This is a genomic window from Tsuneonella sp. HG222 (assembly GCF_053819185.1).
Genome location: NZ_JBSOQZ010000001.1, coordinates 518,320 through 539,505, shown reverse-complemented (window position 1 = coordinate 539,505; position 21,186 = coordinate 518,320). Strand labels below are relative to the sequence as shown.

Sequence of the window (21,186 nt, the reverse complement as noted above, 5' to 3'; positions counted from 1 at the left end):
CGTGGGACGATTGTGCCCCGATTGCGCCCAAGCATCAACCGGGGCAGGTGAAGCGGGGCTGAATCGCCCACCGCGCCATACGGTTCGTCGATCCGCGCCTTGCCCGCCGCGCCAGCCCGCGTAAAGGCCGGGAATGGATCGCCACCCGCATTTCGCGCCCTATCTGGCGACCCTTGCGGCGGTCGGGCTGCTGTCGCTGATGGACGCGGTGATGAAGCAGGCCGCGCTGATGACCGGCACCTATGTGACGCTGGTGGTAAGGGCGGGATTCGCGCTGGCCATGGCTGGGCCGATCTGGCTCGCGACCCGCAAGACCTGGCCTTCGCGCGCGGCGCTGCGCCTGCACCTGACCCGCGGCACGGTGGTGGCGGGGATGAGCTTCACGTTCTTCTGGGCGCTGACCGTCCTGCCGCTGGCCGAGGCGATCGCGCTGTCGTTTATCGCCCCGTTGCTGGCACTCTACCTCGCCGCACTGCTGCTGGGCGAGGCGATCGAGCGCACGGCGATCGCCGCCTCGCTGATGGGTCTCGCGGGGGTGGCGGTGATCGCCTGGGGCCGCCTAGGCGCCCCTGCGGCGGGCGGCGAGACCGCATGGGGCATCGCCGCGGTGCTGGCCAGCGCCACGCTCTATGCCTGGAACCTTGTGCTCCAGCGCCAGCAGGCCCAGGTTGCCGGGCCCGCCGAAGTGGCCACCTTCCAGACGCTGGTTTCAGGCACCATCTTCGTCCTGGCCGCCCCGTGGTTCTTCGTCCCACCGGAAGAGGCGGCCATACCCTGGATCGCCACCGCAGCCGCGATGAGCGTGGGCGGCGCCATGGCGCTGGCCTGGGCCTATGCCCGGGCAGAGGCGCAGAAACTGGTGCCGCTCGAATACTCGGGCTTCCTGTGGGCGGTGCTGTTCGGCTGGCTCTTCTTCCGCGAAGAGGTAACGACCCCGACCCTGCTGGGGGCGGTCCTGATCGTCATCGCCTGCTGGATCGCAGCGCCCCGCAAACCGCCTGAACTCACCGTGGCCTGAACGTCCTAACCCGCGTTGGGCGATGGAGCGGGGGGAGTAACGGTCTCGGCCGGCTCGGGCGCTTCGGCTTCCTCGGCTTCTTCCGGCGCGGTGCTGGCGGCGTCCTCCGCCACCGGCAGATCGTCGCCGGCGATCCAGTGCCAGATCAGGCCCGACGCGCCGCCCAGCGTGGCCGCCAGCACCAGCGCCAGCAGCATCCACCCCGCATGGAGCGGTTCATCGGGGCGGCGAGATGGGCCGATAGGCATGAAGAAGCGTTTTCCGATGCGAAGCGAGGATTGCGGATTGCCAAGCGGAACTAGCGCTAGTGACGGCCCGTTCCAATCCCGGACCCCTTGATTTTACGCCACGGAACGCGCAGTGCGCGCCACAAATCCGGCACGACTTCGGCTCTGGCGCAGCGCCCCTGCGTTCCGCCCCCGGCCGGACCCGAAAGACAGGAAGGATCCGCTCTCCCAATGACCCAGGTCGGCAAGAACTCGCTCGATACCCGCGCCAATCTCGAAGTGGGTGGCAAGTCCTACGCCTACTACTCGCTGGACAGGGCGGCCGAGAAGATCGGCGACGTCTCGCGCCTGCCGTTCAGCATGAAGGTCCTCCTGGAAAACCTGCTGCGCTTCGAGGATGCCGGCTTCACCGTCTCTATCGGCGACATTCAGGCGCTGGCTGACTGGCAGAAGAACCCGAAGACCGGCAAGGAAATCCAGTACCGCCCGGCGCGCGTGCTGATGCAGGACTTCACCGGCGTGCCTTGCGTGGTCGACCTTGCCGCCATGCGCGATGCGATCGACACGCTGGGCGGAGATACCGCCAAGATCAACCCGCTCGTGCCGGTCCACCTGGTGATCGACCACTCGGTCATGGTCGATGAATTCGGCCATCCCAAGGCGTTCGAGAAGAACGTGGAACTCGAATACCAGCGCAACGCCGAACGCTACGACTTCCTCAAGTGGGGATCGAAGAGCCTCGACAATTTCAAGGCCGTGCCCCCGGGCACCGGCATTTGCCACCAGGTCAATCTCGAGCATATCGCCCAGACGGTGTGGACCAGCACCGACCAGGCCGGCGCGACCGTGGCCTATCCCGACACCTGCGTCGGCACCGACAGCCACACCACGATGATCAACGGCCTGGGCGTCCTGGGCTGGGGCGTCGGCGGGATCGAGGCCGAGGCGGCCATGCTCGGCCAGCCGGTCTCGATGCTGATCCCCGAAGTCGTCGGCTTCAAGCTGACCGGCAAGCTCGCCGAAGGCGTGACCGCGACCGACCTGGTGCTCACCGCCACCCAGATGCTGCGCGCCAAGGGCGTCGTCGGCCGCTTCGTCGAATACTTCGGCCCAGGCCTCGCCTCGCTCAGCCTCGCCGACCGCGCCACATTGGCCAACATGGCGCCCGAATACGGCGCGACCTGCGGTTTCTTCGGGATCGACGACAAGACGCTCGACTACCTCAAGCTCACTGGGCGCGACGAGGAGCAGATCGCGCTCGTCGAAGCCTATGCCAAGGCGCAGGGCCTGTGGCTCGACCCCAAGGCGCCCGATCCGGTCTTCACCGACACGCTCGAGCTCGACATGGGCAGCGTCGTCCCCAGCCTTGCCGGGCCCAAGCGGCCGCAGGACAAGGTCGCGCTCGACGATGTCGACGAGGTGTTCAACGAAGACCTCAAGACCTCCTACAAGGCGAGCGTGCGCCGCGTGCCGGTCGAAGGCCGCGACCACGACATCGGCGACGGCGACGTGGTCATCGCGGCCATCACAAGCTGCACCAATACCTCCAACCCCAATGTGCTGGTCGCCGCCGGGCTGGTCGCCAAGAAGGCGAACGAGCGCGGCATGAAGCCCAAGCCGTGGGTCAAGACCAGCCTCGCGCCCGGATCCCAGGTGGTGACCGACTATCTCGAGAAGGCCGGCCTGCAGAGCCACCTCAACGCGATCGGTTTCGATCTCGTGGGCTACGGCTGCACGACCTGCATCGGCAACTCCGGCCCGCTGGCCGAGCCGATCAGCAAGGCGATCAACGCCAACAACCTGGTCGCCGCCAGCGTCCTTTCGGGCAACCGCAACTTCGAGGGCCGCGTCTCGCCCGACGTGCGCGCCAATTTCCTGGCGAGCCCGCCGCTGGTGGTCGCCTATGCCCTCAAGGGCACGGTGATCGAGAACTTCACCACCACGCCGATCGGCCAGGACCGCGATGGCGCCGACGTCTACCTGAAGGACATCTGGCCGACCAACGCCGAAATCACCCAGGTGATGAACGGCGCGATCGACCGCGGGATGTTCCAGACCCGCTACGCCGACGTCTACAAGGGCGACGAGCACTGGCAGAAGATCAACGTGACCGGCAGCGACACCTACAAGTGGCGCGCCGGCAGCACCTACATCGCCAATCCGCCCTACTTCGAAGGGATGGGCATGGAGCCTGCGGCGGTGACCGACATCGTCGGGGCCAAGCCGCTCGCCATCCTGGGCGACAGCGTGACGACCGATCACATCAGCCCGGCCGGCTCGATCAAGGCCGACAGCCCGGCGGGCGAATACCTGCTGGGCCACCAGGTCGCGCGGTCGGACTTCAACTCCTACGGCAGCCGCCGCGGCAACCACGAGGTCATGATGCGCGGCACCTTCGCCAACATCCGCATCAAGAACGAGATGGTCCCGGGCATCGAGGGCGGCATGAGCCGCTACGGCAAGGAAATCGGCGCGATCTACGACGTGGCGATGAAGCACAAGGCCGACGGGACGCCGCTGGTGGTCATCGCGGGCAAGGAATACGGCACCGGATCCAGCCGCGACTGGGCCGCCAAGGGCACCAACCTGCTGGGCGTGCGCGCGGTCATCGTCGAAAGCTTCGAGCGCATCCACCGCTCGAACCTCGTCGGCATGGGTGTCCTGCCGCTGCAGTTCCAGGACGGTGAGACCCGCACCTCGCTCGGCCTGACCGGCGACGACAGCTTCACCATCCACGGCCTGGCGGACATCAAGCCGCAGCAGGACGTCGAGGTCGAGGTGACCAAGGCCGACGGCAGCACCTTCACCTTCACCGCCAAGTGCCGCATCGATACCGCCAACGAGCTGGAATACTACCGCAACGGCGGCATCCTGCATTACGTCCTGCGCAAGCTCGCCGCCTGAGCCGGCCGACCCGCTCTGCTTCTTGCAGGGTGGGCGCCGACGAGGCTCGTCTGGGTTAGCGCGACGGTGCGCGGGGGTTCGAGTGCCCGTTAAGGCGCGAGAGCCAAAGTGACGACGATGCTCTGACTGGAGGACCTGCGCCAACGGAAAAGGGCGGCCGCACCGGCCGCCCTTCCCCCCTGTTGGACCGAGCGGGCAACTCAGTCCTGCTGGGCTGCCTTTTTCTTGCGCCGGACCAGAACCGCCGCGGCGCCCGCACCGAACAGCAGCAGCATCGGCGGTGCCGGAACCGGCGTGCCGGACGAACCGCCGTGGCTCGAACTGCCGTGGCTGGAGCTGCCGCCCCGCGACGAAGAGCCGCAGCCGTGCTTGCCGCCACCGCAGCCGTAGCTCGAGCTGCTGGTGCTTGTGGTGATGTTGCCCGACGTGGACTGGTGCTGGCCCTGGCCTTGGTTCTGGTTCTGGTTCTGATGCTGGTTTTGGTTCTGGTTCTGGCTCTGCTCGTTCGAGTTGTTGTTCTCGTTGGAGTTGTTGTTCTCGTTCGAGTTGTTGTTGTTGTTGTTGTTCGTGTTGTCGACGTCGACATCGACGTTGCCCGACGAGCTCGAGGTCGTCGTGCTGGTCAGTCCGCCGGTCGAGGACGACGTCGAGGTCGAGGTCGAGCCGCCGAAGTTCGAGTTGTCGACGATGACGTCGACGTCGATCACCTGGCCCTGTTCCTGGCCCTGGCTTCCGCTGGTGGTCGACGTGGTCGAGACGTTGACGCTGCCGCCGCTCGATCCGCCGAAGAAGCCGCCGAAGAAACCGCCGCCGAAGCCGCCGCCGAAGCCGCCACCGCCGACCGCCGCAGCGGCACCGCCACCGCCACCGCCGCCCCAGCCGCTGCCCGGTCCGGGGAGCGGCACGGCAACCGGCACCATGGCGGTCTGGGCAGCCGCCGCGTAGTAGCAGTAGGCCCCGCCGCCGAGCGCGACGAAATTGCCCTGCGAATCGCTGTAGCCTGCGCCAGGAGCGGCACCGGCCGGACCGGCTTCCCCGGGGCGGACGAGCGTGCCGCCCGGCGGGCAGGTCAGTTCCACCGTGCGGCGGATGCGCTTGACCTTGCGCGGGACGACGCGCTTGGCGGGCGTCTCCTTGACGTACTGGACGGCCCCCTTCACGTACTTGCCGCCCGAGCGATACTGGGGCGATGCCGTGGCGGGAGCTTCTGCGACGTGCACCGCGCCTCCTACGGCGAGGGCGCCGCCGGCTGCGACTGCGGACAGTTTCGCAAGGGCCATACGTACAGACATGGTCGGTCTCTCAAACTATGACAGAGTTGCCTGACCCTCCCGGAATGGAGGGCACGGCGCTTCTGATCACGGCCAAGAACACCCGGAAAACCTTTAACAGCAATTGCATTAACCACGAAAAATCACCTCGAACGTGAAATTTCGCGCCGCGGAACGGGTCGGGAACCGCAGTTGTCCCGGAATGGAACCGAACCGGAGGCCTTCCGTAAGAAAAACTTAAGGAAACGCGCGGTTTTCGGGCGCTACTTGGCAGTCCCGGGTTCGTCGAAAAGGCCGCTCTGCGGGCCTTGCGGGGGTGCGATTCCCAGGTGTTTCCAACCCCGGTCGTTAAGGCACCTGCCACGGGCCGTGCGTGCCACCAGGCCAAGCTGGATCAGGTAGGGCTCGACCACTTCCTCGATCGTGTCGCGCGGCTCGGCAAGCCCTGCTGCGAGCGTTTCGACCCCGACCGGGCCGCCCTTGTAGATGTCGGCGATCATGTGGAGATAGCGTCGGTCCATCGCGTCGAGGCCGAGCGAATCCACCTCCAGCCGGGTCAGCGCCCTGTCTGCGACTTCGGCGGTCACCGTTGGCGCCCCGGCCACGTGGGCGAAGTCGCGCACCCGGCGCAGCAACCGCCCGGCGACGCGCGGCGTTCCGCGGGCGCGGCGCGCGATCTCGCGGGCGCCCCCACCGTCGAGCCCGAGCCCGAGCAGCCGCGCCCCGCGCGTGACGACCTGTTCCAGTTCCTCGACGGTGTAGAAATTCAGCCGCACGGGAATGCCGAAGCGATCGCGCAGCGGCGTCGTCAGCAGTCCCTGCCGCGTGGTCGCCCCGATCAGGGTGAACGGCGGCAGGTCGATCCGCACGCTGCGCGCCGAGGGCCCCTCGCCGATAATCAGGTCGAGCGCGCGGTCCTCCATCGCCGGATAGAGCACCTCCTCGACCACGGGGTTGAGTCGGTGGATCTCGTCGATGAACAGGACGTCGTTGGGTTCCAGGTTGGTCAGCAGCGCGGCAAGATCGCCGGTCTTGCCGATCACCGGGCCGCTGGTGGCGCGAAAGCCGACACCCATTTCGCGCGCGACGATCTGCGCCAGCGTTGTCTTGCCCAGGCCCGGCGGGCCGAAGAACAGCACGTGGTCCATCGCCTCGCCCCGGTGGCGGGCGGCTTCGATGAACACGCGCAGGTTCTCGCGCGCCGCCTGCTGGCCGACGAACTCGCCGAGGCTCTTGGGGCGCAGCGCAGCGTCCGGATCGTCCGGCTGGCGCTGCGGCGTGAGGGCGGGATTATCGCTCATGCCGCTCCCGCAGGAACAGCGCGTCCAGCCCGAAGCGGCCCGATCCGGCCGCCGCGAAGTGCGCGCCCAGGAACACCAGCACCAGTGCCGGCCACCAGCCGCGGAAAGGTTCGGCCCAGTGAACCATGATCACCGCGACGACGAAGTTGACCATCACCAGCAGCCCGGCCCAGCGGGTCAGCAGCCCGAGCACCAGAAGCACGCCGCAGACGAACTGCACCCAGACCGAAAGCGGCGCCATCACCTGCGGAGCGGCAAAGCCGAACTGCGCCAGGAAGGCGACGAACTCGGCCATGCGGTCCGCGCTGGCGATATTGTCCCACACCTCGTGAACCAGGAACGCGCCCGTCAGTGCGCGCAACCCGAACAGCGTGGCGTCCTCGAACCGGGCCAGCCCGGAAAGCATGATCTTCATCTGACGTCCCTCCCCCAAAAGAGGGGACCGTAGCCGCCATCCGCCGCAACCGCAGGTGCCATCCGCCCAACGTGGCCGCAGCGCCGACGAACGCTGGACGCGCGTGGGCGCCTGGCGGCGGCACTGTGCGTGGCAAGCTCCCGATCACCCCGCCGCCCTTTTCAGCGCCACGCGGACCAGCTCGTTCAGCCCCGCCCCGTCCCCCAGTTCGCCTTGCGCGGCGGCGACGGCGCTTGCCGCCACGGCCGGCTTGAAGCCCAGGTTCTGCAGCGCGGACATGGCATCGGCCGCCACCGTCCCGCCCTTCGGCGCAACCACGCTCGCCCCGGACAGCCCGCCGCCCGGCAGCGCACCGGCCTTGTCCTTCAATTCGTTGACGATGCGGCCGGCCAGCTTCGGCCCCACGCCCTGCGCCCGCGCCACGCTGCCAGCGTCCTGCGCGGCGCAGGCATCGCGCAGTTCACCGGTCGAGAGTGCGGAGAGGATCGCCAGCGCGACCTTGCTGCCCACGCCCTGCACCTGGGTCAGCAGGCGGAACCAGTCGCGTTCGCCCGCCTCGGCAAACCCCAGCAGGCGCATGTCGTTTTCGCTGACCTGCAGGTCGGTGAAGACGGTGCAGGCCTCGCCGGTATTGCCCAGCGCGGTCAGCGTCTTGGCCGAGCAGTGGACGAGGTAGCCCACGCCCTGGACGTCGATCACCGCCCAGTCGGCCCCCGTTTCGTCCAGCACGCCCTTGAGCTTGGCAATCATGGGTTTCTTTCTGCGCTGTCGCGACGCTGGGTGAGCACCGTTTGTTCCTGCCCGACGCGCCGCCACTTGGGAAGCCCGGGCGCGCGGGATTCCCCCGCGCGATGCGGGCGCACCGGGTTGCGGCAACGGGCCCGGGCACCTAGCTTGGGTGCATGGGCGCGAGGCTTCCCCGGACTTTCAGGCTGTTTGCGGCCCTTATGCTGGCGGTCATCGGGCTGCAGGCGACGCCAGCGCAACCCTTGCCCACCCAGCAGAGTCACGGGTCCGCCTTCAGCGCCGATACGCGCGAACTCGCGCTTCCCGTGCGCAAGGAGGTGGCGGGCGAGACCGCGCTTCCCACTATTGTCCCCGTCCTTCCCCCGCAGACTTGGGCGGCCAAAATCCGCCCGAGGATTGAAGTTGCGGAGCCCAGGGGCGCGCATCACCAGACCGATCCGCCGTTGCGGCCCGAGCCTCTGCGCCGCTCCCCGGCCCCGAGAGCCCCGCCCGCCACGTCCTGACTCTTGCGACCCGCTGCCACAGGCGGCGGACCTTCTCGTACGTACAGGACAATCGACAATGACGCAGATGAATGCGGGGGCCGTGAGCTCCCCCGACCGCTTCGACCAGATCGAGGCGCTCCTTATCCGTTACCCGCGACTGAGCAAAAGCGAGCTCGCGGATCTCAAGCACTGGTTCCGCAAGGAGGCGAGCGCCTTCGAGGTGGCGACCTTCGCCAGCAAGGAATCGACCAGCACCGGCTACGACCAGTTCCGGGCCGAGCACGTCGACCGGTTCTCGACGCGCGACATCGTCGTGGCCGGCAGCGTGCTGGCGCTGGTGGCCCTGACCATTGCGATGAGCTGGGCTTTCTAGCCCTGGCGGGATCGGGGGAGAGCCGGCTGCGGCCCTCCCCCGGATCACATCAAGACCTGCTTTCGCCGCGCGAAGCACAGCGCAAGTGGACTTGCGCGGCGCTTTGGGCAAAAGCCTGCGGGCATGAGCTGGAACACCTTCGGACGCGTCTTCCGCTTCACGACCTGGGGCGAGAGCCACGGGCCGGCGCTCGGCGCGGTGGTCGACGGATGCCCGCCGGGCCTGCCGCTGGCCGAGAGCGACGTCCAGCCCTTCCTCGACAAGCGCCGCCCGGGCACCAGCAAGTTCACCACTCAGCGCCAGGAAGCCGACGCGGTTCGCATCGTTTCGGGCGTGTTCGAAGGCCGGACCACCGGCACTCCGATCAGCCTGATGATCGAGAACACCGACCAGCGCAGCAAGGATTACTCAGACGTCGCCAAGGCCTATCGCCCCGGCCATGCCGACTGGGCTTATGACGCCAAGTACGGGCTGCGCGACTATCGCGGCGGCGGCCGGTCATCGGCGCGCGAAACGGCGGCGCGGGTCGCTGCGGGCGCGGTGGCGCGGCTGGCGATCCCAGAGGTGACCGTCCTCGCCTACGTCAGCGCAATCGGCGGCGACGCGATCGACCCGGCGAATTTCGATCCCGCGCAGATCGGGCAGAATCCGTTCTTCTGCCCCGACCCGGCCGCGGCCGACCGCTGGGCGGTGCTGGTCGACGAGGCGCGGCTGGCGGGGTCCTCGCTCGGCGCGGTGGTCGAATGCATCGCCACCGGCGTCCCCGCCGGCTGGGGCGCGCCGCTCTACGCCAAGCTCGACGCCGACCTTGCTGCCGCGATGATGGGCATCAATGCCGTCAAGGGCGTGGAGATCGGCGAAGGCATGGCGGCGGCAGGCCTGCGCGGCGAGGAGAACGCCGACCCGATGCGCCCGGGAGACGACGGTGCGCCCCTGTTCACCGCCAACCACGCGGGCGGCATCGCGGGCGGCATCAGCACCGGCCAGCCTGTCGTCTGCCGCGTGGCCTTCAAGCCGACCAGCTCGATCCTGATCCCGCAGGAGACGGTCACCCGCGACGGAGAGGCGACCGAGCTATCCACCAAGGGCCGCCACGACCCCTGCGTGGGCATTCGCGGCACTCCGGTGGTCGAGGCGATGATGGCGCTTGTCCTGGCGGACCACAAGCTGCTGCACCGCGCGCAGTGCGGGTGATCGGCTGAGGCGACAGGCTGTCCCTGGTCACCCCGAGACTTCCCGGCCTTATCGGTAGGCCGCGAGTCCCAGCACCAGACCCGCTACCCGCTCGAACCACGCCGAGCCGACGACCGCTTCGTGCACCACGCCCTGCACCACGATCCAGCCCACGCCGAAAGCCGAATAGCGGTCGATCCGCCCTTCCCTGCGCCATTGGTGCAGCAGGATCGCGGCCGCCATGCTCCACAGCGTGAGGTAGAGCCAGAGCGTCGGCACCGGATCGTCCAGCCCCAGCGCGTTGGCCCAGAAGCGGTTCACGCCTGGCGGGATGACCGGCAGCATGGCGAACAGGATCATCCGCCGGTGAATGTCCGGGCGGCGCACGCTGCGGATCGCCAGGGTGAACATGACCGCGAAGCCGAGGAAGGCCAGCAGCCCAGGTACAGCCCGTCGGTCCCCGCCGGGCGCCCGGCCTGGAAGCCCCGGCCCGAGGCGACGATCTGCATCATCAGCCCGATCAGGATCGTGGCAGTCCCCTGTGCGATTCCCCAGGTGCCAGCGTGCGGTGCAGCCTGACGTTGCCCGTGCCGACCAGCGCCGACTGGACGAGCAGCAGCAGCATCCAGCAGATGAACACAATGCCGTGCAGGTGGACGACGGGCGGGGCCGGCGGGAAGTCCCCTCGCAGCGCCGGCACGAACGAATGGATGCCGAACCCGCCGAAGACGAAGAAACACATCGCCAGGATCATCCAGAACGAGAACGAGGGCCGGAAACTCCGCTCCGCCCGCTGTGCGCCGGTTGCCTGTGCCGTGGTCATTCCCCCTCCCCTGCAGCCGCTAGAACTTCGTGAAATCGGGCGGTCGCCGCTCCATGAAAGCGGTGAAGGCCTCGGCCGCCTCGGCACTCTGCAGGCGCTCGCGGAACACGGCCAGTTCGGCGCGGTTCTGCGCGCTCAGCGCCGGTCCGTCGCGCATCAGGCGCTTGGCCGCCTGCACCGCGCCCGGCGGCCGCTGGGCCAGCGCCGCGGCGGCGGCCCGCGCGGCGGCCAGCACCTCGGCGGCGGGCAGCGCCCTGTTCGCCAGCCCGAGCGTGGCCGCCTCGGCGCCGCTCAGCGACTCGCCCAGCGCGAACATGGCGAATGCGCGGGCATGACCGATGCGCTGCGGCAGCAGGCGGCTCGACACAGCCTCGGGCACCAGCGCGAGATTGACGAACGGCGTCGCCAGCCGCGCGTCCTCGGCCACGAAGACAAGATCCGCATGGAGCAGCATCGTCGTGCCGATACCGACCGCCTGCCCCTGCACCGCCACCACTATCGGCTTCTCGGCGGCGATCAGCCGGTCGATGAAGGCGGCCGCGGCCAGCCCTTCGCTGCCGCCGCTCGCCACCTTGGCGAAGTCCGCCAGGTCGTTGCCGGCGGTGAAGCTGTCGCCCTCGCCGTGGAACAGGATCGCGCGCACCGCCGCGTCGTCCCGCGCCGCGTCCATCGCCTGGCAGATCGCCTCGTACATCGCTGAGTTGAGGGCGTTCTTCTTGTCGGGCCGGGCGAAGGCAATCTCCAGCACCCCGCCACCGATCGTCGCCGTGACATGCTCGCTCATGGATCGCGTTCTCCCCCGGCCACGGATAATTCACTAATCGATTGATTCACTCAATCATGCTTGATTGATTTATTCACTCAACCTTATCGGACTATCGCGTTTCGGCTTCGCGCCGCCGCTTGCTAGTGTCGCCAGGTCATTTTCGCGCGGCATGAGTCGCGCCCGCAGCAACGAAAGACAGGAGAGCGAAACATGGACGCCAAGACAGGTTCGATCGAGGGCGGTTGCCCGGTGCCCCACGGCGGGGGCGTGCGCGCCCTGCTCGGCCGCACCAACAAGGATTGGTGGCCGGAAATGCTCGCGACGGAGATCCTCAATCCCAACGGGCCGACCAACCCGCTGGGCGAGGATTTCGATTACGCCGAGGCATTCAACGCCGTCGACTACAAGTCCCTCAAGGACGACCTGACCGCGCTGATGACCGACAGCCAGCCCTGGTGGCCGGCGGACTACGGCCACTACGGCCCCTTCTTCATCCGCATGGCGTGGCACGCGGCCGGCACCTATCGCACGGCCGACGGCCGCGGCGGCGCCAACAGCGGCCAGCAGCGCTTCGCCCCGCTCGATTCCTGGCCCGACAACGGCAACCTCGACAAGGCGCGGCGCCTGCTCTGGCCGATCAAGCAGAAGTACGGCCAGAACATCTCCTGGGCCGACCTGTTCATCCTGGCCGGCAACGTAGCGATCGAGAGCATGGGCGGGCCGACATTCGGCTTCGGCGGCGGCCGCGCCGACGTGTTCGAGCCGGAACGCGACATCTACTGGGGTTCGGAAGACAAGTGGGTCAACCAGGGCGTCCAGACCCGCATCGCCCCCGAACACGGGATGGAGATGCTCGAAGGCCCGCTCGCCGCGATCCAGATGGGCCTGATCTACGTCAACCCGGAAGGCCCGGGCGGCAATCCGCATGACGATGCCGGCGCCGCGCGCGACCTGCGCGAAACGTTCAAGCGCATGGCGATGAACGACGAGGAAATCGTCGCGCTTACGGCCGGCGGCCACACTTTCGGCAAGGCGCACGGCAACGGCGACGCCTCCACCCTGGGTCATGCCCCGGCGGGCAGCGATCTCGCCGCGCAGGGCTTCGGCTGGGTTTCCGGCGAAGAGCATGGCGGCATCGGCGAGCACACCGTGACCAGCGGCATCGAGGGCGCGTGGACCAACACGCCCGACCGTTGGAGCCAGAACTACTTCCGCCTGCTGCTCGACTATGACTACGAACTGGTGAAGTCGCCCGCGGGCGCCAACCAGTGGCAGCCGATCAACCAGAAGGAAGAGGACATGGCCCCGGCGGCCTGGGACCCCAGCATCAAGGTCCCGACCATGATGACAACCGCCGACATGCAGATGAAGCGTGACCCGGGCTTCCGCGCGATCAGCGAGCGCTTCCGCAACGATCACGAGGCGTTCAAGGATGCCTTCGCCCGCGCATGGTTCAAGCTGACCCACCGCGACATGGGGCCCAAGATCCGCTACCTCGGGCCTGAAGTTCCGGCAGAGGACCTGATCTGGCAGGATCCGGTGCCGGCCGGCACCATGCCTTCGGACAGCCTCGTTTCCGAAGTGAAGCGCAAGATCGCCGACAGCGACCTGACCGTCAGCCAGCTGATCAAGACGGCCTGGGCCTCTGCCAGCACCTATCGCAAGAGCGACTATCGCGGCGGCGCCAACGGCGCGCGCGTGGCGCTCGAGCCGCAGAAGAGCTGGGAAGTCAACGAGCCCGAAATGCTCACCATGGTGATCGACAAGCTCAACGGCCTGCGCGGCGACATGAGCCTGGCCGATGCGATCGTGCTGGGCGGCGTGGTCGCGCTGGAGAAGGCCGGCGCGGGCGATGTGCCCTTCACCGGCGGCCGCGGCGACGCAACGCAGGACCAGACCGACGTCGAGAGCTTCGACTGGATGGAGCCCGAGGCCGACGCTTTCCGCAACTACGTCGGCAAGAAGAAGCTGGCGGTGAAGGTCGAGGAGATGATGATCGACCGCGCCAGCCTGCTCGGCCTTTCCGTTCCGGAGATGGTGGTGCTGATCGGCGGCCTGCGCGTGCTGGGCGCCAACCATGGCGATCGCGGGCATGGCCACCTGACCAAGCGGTCGGGCCAGTTGACCAACGACTTCTTCGTGAACCTCTACGACATGACCAACGTGTGGAAGATGACCGACGAGACCGACCAGGAGTACATCGCCACCGACCGCGCCGAAGGTCACGAGAAATGGCATGCCACCCGCGCCGACCTGATCTTCGGCAGCAATGCCGAACTGCGGGCGATCGGCGAGGTCTACGCCCAGAAGGGCGGCGAGGAAAAGTTCAGGCGCGACTTCGTCAAGGCCTGGACCAAGGTCATGAACGCCGACCGCTTCGACCTGACCTTCGCCAAGTACCACAACTAGGGTAGGTTACCCTCTTCGGCAGCCTAACCACTCACGGGCGACCGAAAACAGGAGCCCCCGGTCGCAAGGCCGGGGGCTTTTTCGTGCCCCTTCGGTGCTCGGCCGCGCCCGTGCGAGAAACAATTCGGCCATCTTGGAACAGGCCCCCCGGCGGACCGTATCGAAGGTACATCCTCCAGCGAAAGCATTTCCCACATGGTCGATCACTTCAAGACACCGCCGACCACCACCGATGCGGGCATTCCCGTCCAGAGCGACGAACATTCGCTGACCATCGGCCCCGACGGCCCGATCGTGCTCAACGATCACTACCTGCTCGAACAGATGGCCAACTTCAACCGCGAGCGGATCCCCGAGCGCCAGCCCCATGCCAAGGGTTCGGGCGCCTTCGGCACCTACCAGACGACAGCCGACGTATCGCGCTATACCAAGGCCAAGATCTTCCAGCCCGGCGCCAGCGGCGAATGCGCGGTGCGCTTCAGCACCGTGGCGGGCGAGCGCGGCAGCGCCGACACCTGGCGCGACCCGCGCGGCTTCTCGGTCAAGGTCTACACCGAGGACGGCAACTTCGACATGGTCGGCAACAACACGCCGATCTTCTTCATCCGCGATCCGCTCAAATTCCAGCACTTCATCCGCAGCCAGAAGCGCCGGGCCGACAACGGCCTGCGCGATCACGACATGCAGTGGGATTTCTGGACCCTCAGCCCCGAAAGCGCGCACCAGGTGACTTACCTGATGGGCGACCGCGGCGTGCCCAAGAACTGGCGCGAGATGAACGGCTATTCCAGCCACACCTACATGCTGGTCAACGAAGCGGGCGAGAAGTTCTGGGTCAAGTTCCACTGGCATACCGACCAGGGGACCGAGAGCGGCAATGCCCACCTGACGCAGGACGAGGCCGACCGCATGGCCGGCATCGACGGCGACTATCACCGCCGCGACCTGTTCGAACATATCGCCAAGGGCGAATTCCCGAGTTGGACCCTGAAGTGGCAGATCATGCCGTTCGAGGATGCCAAGACCTACCGCCTCAACCCCTTCGACCTGACCAAGGTCTGGCCGCACGGCGATTATCCGCTGATGGAGGTCGGCAAGCTGACGCTCGACCGCAATCCGGTCGATTGGGATACCGAGATCGAACAGCTTGCCTTCGAACCCAACAACATGGTCCCCGGGATCGGCCTCAGCCCGGACAAGATGCTGCTGGCGCGCGGGTTCTCCTATTCCGATGCCCACCGCGCGCGGCTGGGGGTCAACTACAAGCAGATCCCGGTCAATTCCGCCAAGGCGGCCGAGGTCCATTCCTACTCGCGCGCGGGCAAGGCGCGCACGGTCAACGCGCTCGATCCGGTCTATGCGCCCAATTCCTACGGCGGCCCCGGCGCTCAGCCGCAGGTCGGCGGCGAGGCGACGTGGATGAGCGACGGCGACATGGTTCGCCAGGCCTACACGCTGCGCCCGGACGATGACGACTGGAGCCAGCCCGGCGCGCTGGTGCGCGAGGTGATGGACGACGCGCAGCGCGAACGCTTCGTCGGCAACGTCTCCGGGCATCTGGCCGACGGGGTCAGCGAACCGATCCTGGTGCGGGCGTTCGACTACTGGCGCAATGTCGACAAGGACATCGGCGACAGGATCGAGAAGGCCACACGCGACCTGATCGGCGGCGAATCGAAGGAACCGGGCATGGCCAGCGCGGAGTCGATTGCCGGCTACATGGGCGTGCCCGCCACGTCCGACCTTGCGAAGGGTGAAGGCACGAAGAACGCCGCCGCGGACCTGCGCGAGCCTGCGCCGGCCAAATAGCCGGCGACTTCGACCGAACAGGTGACGGCCCGGTGCATCCGCACCGGGCCGTCATCGTTTCAAACGATGGCGAAATCGCTCGCGGTTATGGCGTCGTGGTTGGGCAGCAGCGCCATCAGCACCTGCGCCCCTCCGCCGCTGCCGTCGGCATCGAAGTAGAGCCTGCCGTTGGCCTGGTCGTAGACGAAGCGGTCGTCGGCATCGCCGGCCGCAGTGCCGACCACGAAGGCCCCCGCTGCCAGCGATCCGGCCGTCAGCCCGCCGCCGAACGCGCTGGCACTGATCTCCAGCTTGTCCTCGCCGCTGACGAAATCGAACAACGTGTCGACGTTCGGGTTCGAGTTGGGATGGACGAATCCGCTCGACGAGCCCGGAGCGTGCTTGAACACGAAAGTGTCGGCCCCGCCGTTGCCCACCAACGTGTCGGCACCCATCGCCCCGTCCAGCCGGTTGGCCCCGTTGTCGCCGATCAGCGTGTCGTCGAACAGGCCCCCAACCACGTTCTCGAACCCGCTGAACGTGTCGCCCTGCGCTGCGTTGTTATAGCCCATGCCGGTCAGAAGATTGACGAACACGGTACCTGAGTTGTCCTCGAAGCTCAGCAGGTCGGTTCCCGGCCCGCCGATCAGCACGTCGGCACCCAGGCCGCCGATGATCGTGTCATTGCCGGCCCCGCCTTCTAGCCGGTTGACTCCCGGATCGCCGATCAGGAAGTCGTTGAATGCAGTTCCGACCACGTTCTCGATGCTCTCGTACGTGTCGCCGAACGAACTGTTCGCATACCCGCGACCGAGACTGAGGTTGACGAATACGGCGCCGATGTCGTCGCCATAGCTGGCGGTATCGGTCCCCTCGCCGCCAATGAGCCGGTCGCCGCCGGGGCCACCGATCAAAGTATCGTTTCCGCCGCGTCCGTCGAGCGTCTCAGGTCCGGAGGTGCCGATGAGCGTGTCGTCGCCTTCCGTCGCCGTCAGCGCGACAGAGGCCGGATCGATCACGAGTGCGTGGACGCCGTTCGCCGTCGTCTTCGTCACCAGCCTGAATTCGCCGTTCTGGATGGTGAGTGTGCCATCCGCAACGCGGTCGCCATTCCCATCGTATTGGACGAGTGTGCGGCCGCCGGCAGCCTCGTATCGATATTCACCAGCCTTGCCACTGAAGGCGGCCGTGCCGATGAAGGTGTTTACGAGAAATCCGGATCTCGAATTGCTGTTGAGGTCGATTATGTCATCCGCCGAAAAATCGGTAATGAAAGTCTTGTCGAAACTCGCAATTCCATTGACAAATAAAAATTGGTCGGCGCCAAGACCGCCCGTAAAAACGTCCGTATCGTCCCAACCATTTGGCAGGTCGGAAATTCGATTGTAAAAAATATCGTCTTTCGGACTTCCGATTACTGTGTCGCGCGCAACGTAGTCGAAAAAATAAATGCTCACCTCGGATCCGGATGCATCGAGCGGATTGTATGTCGAGGGATTTCTTTGGGGAGTCAATCCTATATATTCCGCGTTTACGATGTCGACCGAGGTTGGTGCCGAAACAGAAACATTAGGCGATTGGGTAACTCTGGTCACACCGTTGGTCGTCTTTATCGTGATTGGTCCGATACTGCCATTGTCAGTATAAATTAAAACTCGGTCCATACCGCTGCCTGCGTCGACGAATGTATTGACGCCCGATGCTTCGAGGTAGTCGTCGAAATTGGACCCGATGAGTCGGCTGTCCGACCCAACGCTGAGAAACAACTGAGACCCCGGATTTGCGGCCTGTGCCCATGCAGACGCATCGACCTCGCTCGGTCCAGTGTTATAGGGTGCGAAGAAAATCCGCTCGAAACCGTCAAATGTCACCGAGTAAACGCCGAGGCTCTCAGTCACGCGGCCTTCGGTAAAGACGTACCGGACGAATCCTTGGTAGTCGTACAGGGGATTGCCAGTCATGGGCCGGAATTGGAGCGAATCTAGGCCTGCGCCGCCATGAAGGACATCGTTTCCGAGAGAAACGTAGACGACATCGTCCGCACCAAGTGCGTTGATTACGTCGTCGCCCGAAGTCCCTTCGAGTGAGTCCCGGCCTTCGGTTCCAGTAATTTCTGGCATCGCAGTTCCTTTCACGTCTTGCTTCAGACCAAATGATCATCGCCGGTAACGGAAAGGTCGCGACCCGCCCTGCCGGAAGGGCATGGGGTAACGTCAGGAAGGCGGGGCGGCAACGCGCTTTCTTCGCAGTACCAAGTACAGCGCCCCCTCCCCGCCGTGCCGGCGGTGCGCGGTGCGGACGGCGGCGATGTCCGTGCCGTGGGGGCCGGCGGCGAGCCAGTCGAGCACCTTGGCGCGGATCGCGCCGCGTTTGGTGCCGCGATCGGCGGCGTCGACCGGGCGCGGCTTGCCGGTGATCAGCAGGACGACACGAGCGCCCAGGGCCTTGGCCTGCAGCAGCCCGTCGTCGAGCCGCCGGTGCGCTGCATCGAGCGTGTGGCCGTGCAAGTCGAGCGTGTAGTCGGGTGAAAGGGTACCCCGCGCCAGAGTGCGCTCCCACGTCGCGTCGAGCGGTTGCGCCGCATCGCGCGGAGCCGGCGGCGGCGCGGGAGCGGGGCGCGGCGCAGGGATCCTGCCGCGCGGCCTGGCCACCGGTGCCTGGGCCACGGCCGGTACGGGCGGCGCCACGCTGGCCGGAGCGGTTGCAGGCTTGCGCGGGCGAGGCACTGCGCGGAGAGGTTTCACGGTGCTCGCCAGCCGGGCCCAGGCCTCGGCCTCGCTGGCGCTCAGGCCGCGCGGCGGGCGCACCTCACCTGGCCCTGAGGCGGTCGAGCGTACCCCGTGGCAGCAGCAGCAGCGCCCGGCCGCGGCCGGTCATCCCGCCGGCGATGACCCGCGCGTCGGCGCCGTTGCCCCAGAAAGTGTCGAACCGGTTGGCGCCCTTGATCGCCCCGCCGGTGTCCTGCGCGATCCACAGGCCGTCGGCTTCGTTGCGGTCGAGGTCGAGCCAGACCGGCGTGCCCAGCGGCACGTACTGCGGGTCCGCCGCGACCGAGCTTTCGCGCCGCACGGGTACGCCCATCGCGCCCAGCGGCGCGTCGCCGTTTAGCTCGGTAAAGAAGATCCAGCTCTGGTTCTCACGCATCACCGCGCGCCCTTCGGCCGGATGATCGCGGATATAGGCCATGATCCCCTGCATCGAGGTGTCGTAGGGCGTGCCGTCGCCGATCATCCCGCGATCGCGCATGACCTTGCCGATTCCGGTGTAGCCGCGCCCGTTCTGGCCGGCATAGCCGATCCGCATTATCGTTCCGTCGGGCGCACGCAGCATCCCGCTGCCCTGGACCTGCAGGAAGAAAAACTCGACCGGATCGGCCACCCAGGCGATGATCGGCGCCTTGCTGTTGAGGGCGCCGTCCTCGATCGCGGCACGGTCGTAATAGGGGACGAAGGCCCCGCTCTCGTCATAGCGGCCGAGCGGCGCGCGGCCGGTGCGCTCGCTTTCTGGCATGTCGGCGGGCCACGCGCGCACCAGGTCGGGCGGCATGGCGTAAACCGGATAGTCGAAGCCCGGCGCACGGGTCCGCTGCCCGGCGATCTCTGGCTCGTAGTACCCGGTGGCGAAGGCCTCGCCGCCACCGATCACGGCGGCTTCGAACTGCTGCTCGAAGAAGGCATTGGCCTGCGCGGCCGGCCAGGTGCGGGCGGCGGTGCAGGCGGGCTCCCAGTGGCGCGCGCTGGTCAGCCCGCTGACATCCTCGCGCCGGAGCATGGCCGGGCACGATTCGACGAACGAGGCGAGGCCCGCCGCCGCGTCGGCCGGGGAGATCCGCAGCGAACCGATGGCAGGGCCGGGCTTCAGGCCGAGCGAGAGCGCGCTCGACGGCGCGGGGCCGGGGCCCGGCGTGGGCGCAGGCTCGCGGCCGGGGGGCACGATCGTGGTGCAGCTCGCCAGCAGGGCGATGGCGGCGATGGCGGAGGCACGGCGGCCGGTGAAGCTGTGCCGCATCGCGGTCCTCCCTCAGGTCCGGGCGAGGCCCGGGGTTCGGTGGATTAGCCCTCGTCGGTCTCGTCGAGCAGCCAGTCGGGCGCCGCCGAGCGCACGTCGCGCGAGAAAGTCCAGATGTCGCGGCTCTCGATAGCATCGTCGAGCGATCCGGCGATCGGATTGCCGTCCTTGTCGCGCACGATCGAGGCGATATCGGCCACGAATCGCACGGCCACGCGGGCGATGTGGCCGTCGAGCCGGGCTGAATGGACGGTCGTATCCTCGATCCGGATCAGGCGGTTCTCGAGAGTTTCGCCGGCCTTCTCGCGCTCGTCGATGGCCTGGGCGAACCCGGCATAGACATCGTCGTCGCACAACTGGCGCAGCTCTTCCTTGTCGCCGCTCCAGAACGCTTCGAGCACCATGCCATAGGCGCCCTTGGCCCCTTCGAGGAAGGGCAGCAGGTCGAAGCGGCGGTCGGCGGCAACGATATCGCGCAGGCCACGCTCGATGGCGGGCGGGAAACCGGCCAGCTCGCGCGCGGTGGCAGGCGCCAGTCCGGGTGCGGCGGCGGCCGGGACGGCGGCCTTGCCTTCGGGCGCGTCGAAGCGGGTCGGGATCGGTTCTTCCTCGTGCTCCGCCCGGCGCCCGAGCACCGAATAGAGCCGCAGGCCCAGGAAGGCCGCGATCATGGCGAGGATGACGATCTCGTAAATCACTGTGTCGTTTGTCCCGTAACTCCCGGATCAACGCACAAGCGCCGGTCCGGTTCAATCGTGCCCGAAATAGATACGAAACACAAATGAACAACCTCGGAATGGCCAGTTTCCCGCGCGAACCATCGGATATCTTCCCGCCATCGGATAAGTTGCGGGCGAGCGGCGCGGCTGCTAGGCGCGCGGCCGATTTCCAATTCCAGCAGAAAGTCCTTTCCCATGGCCGACGGCGACGTCCTGACCGACATTCCCCCGCAGAACCCGGGCAACCAGCCCCAAGGCAACGGCGCCGATACCGGCCCGGTGGCCGGGATCGTGTCGCAGTACGTCAAGGACCTGTCGGTCGAGAATCCGCGCGCGCCGGAAAGCTTCGGCTGGACCGACCAGCCCGAGCTGGACGTGCAGTTCAACATCGGCGCGCAGCTGGTCAACGACGAGCTGACCGAGGTCGAGCTCAAGATCTCGATCAACGCCAAGACGCCGCAGGGTAGCGCCTACATCGTCGAGCTGGCCTATTGCGGCCTCGTCGGCATGCGCAACATGCCCGACGAGCAGAAGCACGCCTTCACCTATGCCGAGGCGCCGCGCTTCCTGTTCCCCTTCGCCCGCGCCGTCGTGGCCGATGCGGTGCGCAACGCCGGGTTCGCCCCGCTGATGCTCGAGCCGATCGACTTCACCGGGCTCTACTACCAGCAGATCCAGCAGCGCGCCGCCGACCAGGGTGACGACTTCGGCCTCGCCCCCGCATCCGGCGAAGGCGGCGACGTCAACTAAGCCACGCGG

At 67.2% G+C, this 21,186-nt stretch carries 19 protein-coding genes; 7 read left to right on the top strand and 12 right to left on the bottom strand.

From position 1 onward, the window contains the following. Positions 1 to 133 precede the first annotated feature (133 nt). Positions 134 to 1,018 (top strand): DMT family transporter, encoded by an 885-nt coding sequence (locus ACWPMZ_RS02640; protein WP_455702462.1) that lies wholly within the window; start codon positions 134 to 136, stop codon positions 1,016 to 1,018. Positions 1,019 to 1,023: 5 nt separating this feature from the next. On the opposite strand, the gene ACWPMZ_RS02635 is transcribed toward ACWPMZ_RS02640, so the two are convergent. Next, positions 1,024 to 1,266: a hypothetical protein gene (locus tag ACWPMZ_RS02635; protein ID WP_455702461.1), complete on the bottom strand. Its 243-nt coding sequence runs from the start codon at positions 1,264 to 1,266 to the stop codon at positions 1,024 to 1,026. Between the two features lie 210 nt (positions 1,267 to 1,476). On the opposite strand from ACWPMZ_RS02635, the gene acnA reads away from it, so the two are divergent. Then, on the top strand, positions 1,477 to 4,149 hold the full coding sequence (acnA, locus tag ACWPMZ_RS02630) for an aconitate hydratase AcnA (RefSeq protein ID WP_455702460.1): 2,673 nt from the start codon (positions 1,477 to 1,479) through the stop codon (positions 4,147 to 4,149). 200 nt (positions 4,150 to 4,349) lie between these two features. On the opposite strand, the gene ACWPMZ_RS02625 is transcribed toward acnA, so the two are convergent. From ACWPMZ_RS02625 to ruvA, 4 genes are all read right to left on the bottom strand, one after another. Continuing rightward, entirely contained in the window at positions 4,350 to 5,369 is a 1,020-nt protein-coding gene (locus ACWPMZ_RS02625) for a PEP-CTERM sorting domain-containing protein (RefSeq protein ID WP_455702459.1), read from the bottom strand. Between the two features lie 314 nt (positions 5,370 to 5,683). Next, a complete protein-coding gene (gene ruvB, locus ACWPMZ_RS02620) occupies positions 5,684 to 6,721 on the bottom strand; it encodes a Holliday junction branch migration DNA helicase RuvB (protein ID WP_455702458.1) in 1,038 nt (345 codons plus the stop codon). Next, positions 6,711 to 7,136, bottom strand: coding sequence for a DoxX family protein (locus ACWPMZ_RS02615; protein WP_455702457.1), 426 nt, complete (start codon positions 7,134 to 7,136; stop codon positions 6,711 to 6,713). Before ACWPMZ_RS02615 ends, ruvB begins: the two co-directional genes overlap by 11 nt. A gap of 144 nt (positions 7,137 to 7,280) precedes the next feature. After that, positions 7,281 to 7,886 (bottom strand): Holliday junction branch migration protein RuvA, encoded by a 606-nt coding sequence (gene ruvA / locus ACWPMZ_RS02610; protein ID WP_455702456.1) that lies wholly within the window; start codon positions 7,884 to 7,886, stop codon positions 7,281 to 7,283. Positions 7,887 to 8,444: 558 nt separating this feature from the next. On the opposite strand from ruvA, the gene ACWPMZ_RS02605 reads away from it, so the two are divergent. Together ACWPMZ_RS02605 and aroC are read left to right on the top strand one after the other, a co-directional pair. Then, on the top strand, positions 8,445 to 8,741 hold the full coding sequence (locus ACWPMZ_RS02605; RefSeq protein ID WP_455702455.1) for a hypothetical protein: 297 nt from the start codon (positions 8,445 to 8,447) through the stop codon (positions 8,739 to 8,741). A 123-nt stretch (positions 8,742 to 8,864) separates the two neighbouring features. Further along, entirely contained in the window at positions 8,865 to 9,935 is a 1,071-nt protein-coding gene (aroC, locus tag ACWPMZ_RS02600; RefSeq protein WP_455702454.1) for a chorismate synthase, read from the top strand. A gap of 48 nt (positions 9,936 to 9,983) precedes the next feature. Here aroC and ACWPMZ_RS02595 read toward each other — a convergent pair whose 3' ends face one another. From ACWPMZ_RS02595 to ACWPMZ_RS02585, 3 genes are all read right to left on the bottom strand, one after another. Next, entirely contained in the window at positions 9,984 to 10,325 is a 342-nt protein-coding gene (locus ACWPMZ_RS02595; protein ID WP_455702453.1) for a hypothetical protein, read from the bottom strand. A 109-nt stretch (positions 10,326 to 10,434) separates the two neighbouring features. Beyond that, a complete protein-coding gene (locus tag ACWPMZ_RS02590) occupies positions 10,435 to 10,737 on the bottom strand; it encodes a hypothetical protein (RefSeq protein ID WP_455702452.1) in 303 nt (100 codons plus the stop codon). 19 nt (positions 10,738 to 10,756) lie between these two features. Further along, positions 10,757 to 11,521: an enoyl-CoA hydratase-related protein gene (locus ACWPMZ_RS02585; RefSeq protein WP_455702451.1), complete on the bottom strand. Its 765-nt coding sequence runs from the start codon at positions 11,519 to 11,521 to the stop codon at positions 10,757 to 10,759. A 192-nt stretch (positions 11,522 to 11,713) separates the two neighbouring features. Between ACWPMZ_RS02585 and katG the strand changes: the two genes are divergently transcribed. Together katG and ACWPMZ_RS02575 are read left to right on the top strand one after the other, a co-directional pair. After that, positions 11,714 to 13,912, top strand: coding sequence for a catalase/peroxidase HPI (gene katG, locus ACWPMZ_RS02580; RefSeq protein ID WP_455702450.1), 2,199 nt, complete (start codon positions 11,714 to 11,716; stop codon positions 13,910 to 13,912). Between the two features lie 195 nt (positions 13,913 to 14,107). Beyond that, positions 14,108 to 15,721, top strand: a complete 1,614-nt coding sequence (locus ACWPMZ_RS02575) for a catalase (RefSeq protein ID WP_455702449.1) — start codon at positions 14,108 to 14,110, stop codon at positions 15,719 to 15,721. Between the two features lie 59 nt (positions 15,722 to 15,780). On the opposite strand, the gene ACWPMZ_RS02570 is transcribed toward ACWPMZ_RS02575, so the two are convergent. From ACWPMZ_RS02570 to ACWPMZ_RS02555, 4 genes are all read right to left on the bottom strand, one after another. Further along, positions 15,781 to 17,820 (bottom strand): calcium-binding protein, encoded by a 2,040-nt coding sequence (locus tag ACWPMZ_RS02570; protein ID WP_455702448.1) that lies wholly within the window; start codon positions 17,818 to 17,820, stop codon positions 15,781 to 15,783. 93 nt (positions 17,821 to 17,913) lie between these two features. Continuing rightward, a complete protein-coding gene (locus ACWPMZ_RS02565; protein ID WP_455702447.1) occupies positions 17,914 to 18,507 on the bottom strand; it encodes a Smr/MutS family protein in 594 nt (197 codons plus the stop codon). A gap of 1 nt (position 18,508) precedes the next feature. Then, a complete protein-coding gene (gene mltA / locus ACWPMZ_RS02560) occupies positions 18,509 to 19,708 on the bottom strand; it encodes a murein transglycosylase A (protein WP_455702446.1) in 1,200 nt (399 codons plus the stop codon). A gap of 44 nt (positions 19,709 to 19,752) precedes the next feature. Continuing rightward, entirely contained in the window at positions 19,753 to 20,406 is a 654-nt protein-coding gene (locus ACWPMZ_RS02555; protein ID WP_455702445.1) for a Tim44/TimA family putative adaptor protein, read from the bottom strand. A 216-nt stretch (positions 20,407 to 20,622) separates the two neighbouring features. Here ACWPMZ_RS02555 and secB point away from each other — a divergent pair, with 216 nt between their 5' ends. Continuing rightward, a complete protein-coding gene (gene secB / locus ACWPMZ_RS02550) occupies positions 20,623 to 21,177 on the top strand; it encodes a protein-export chaperone SecB (protein ID WP_455702444.1) in 555 nt (184 codons plus the stop codon). Positions 21,178 to 21,186: the final 9 nt, after the last annotated feature.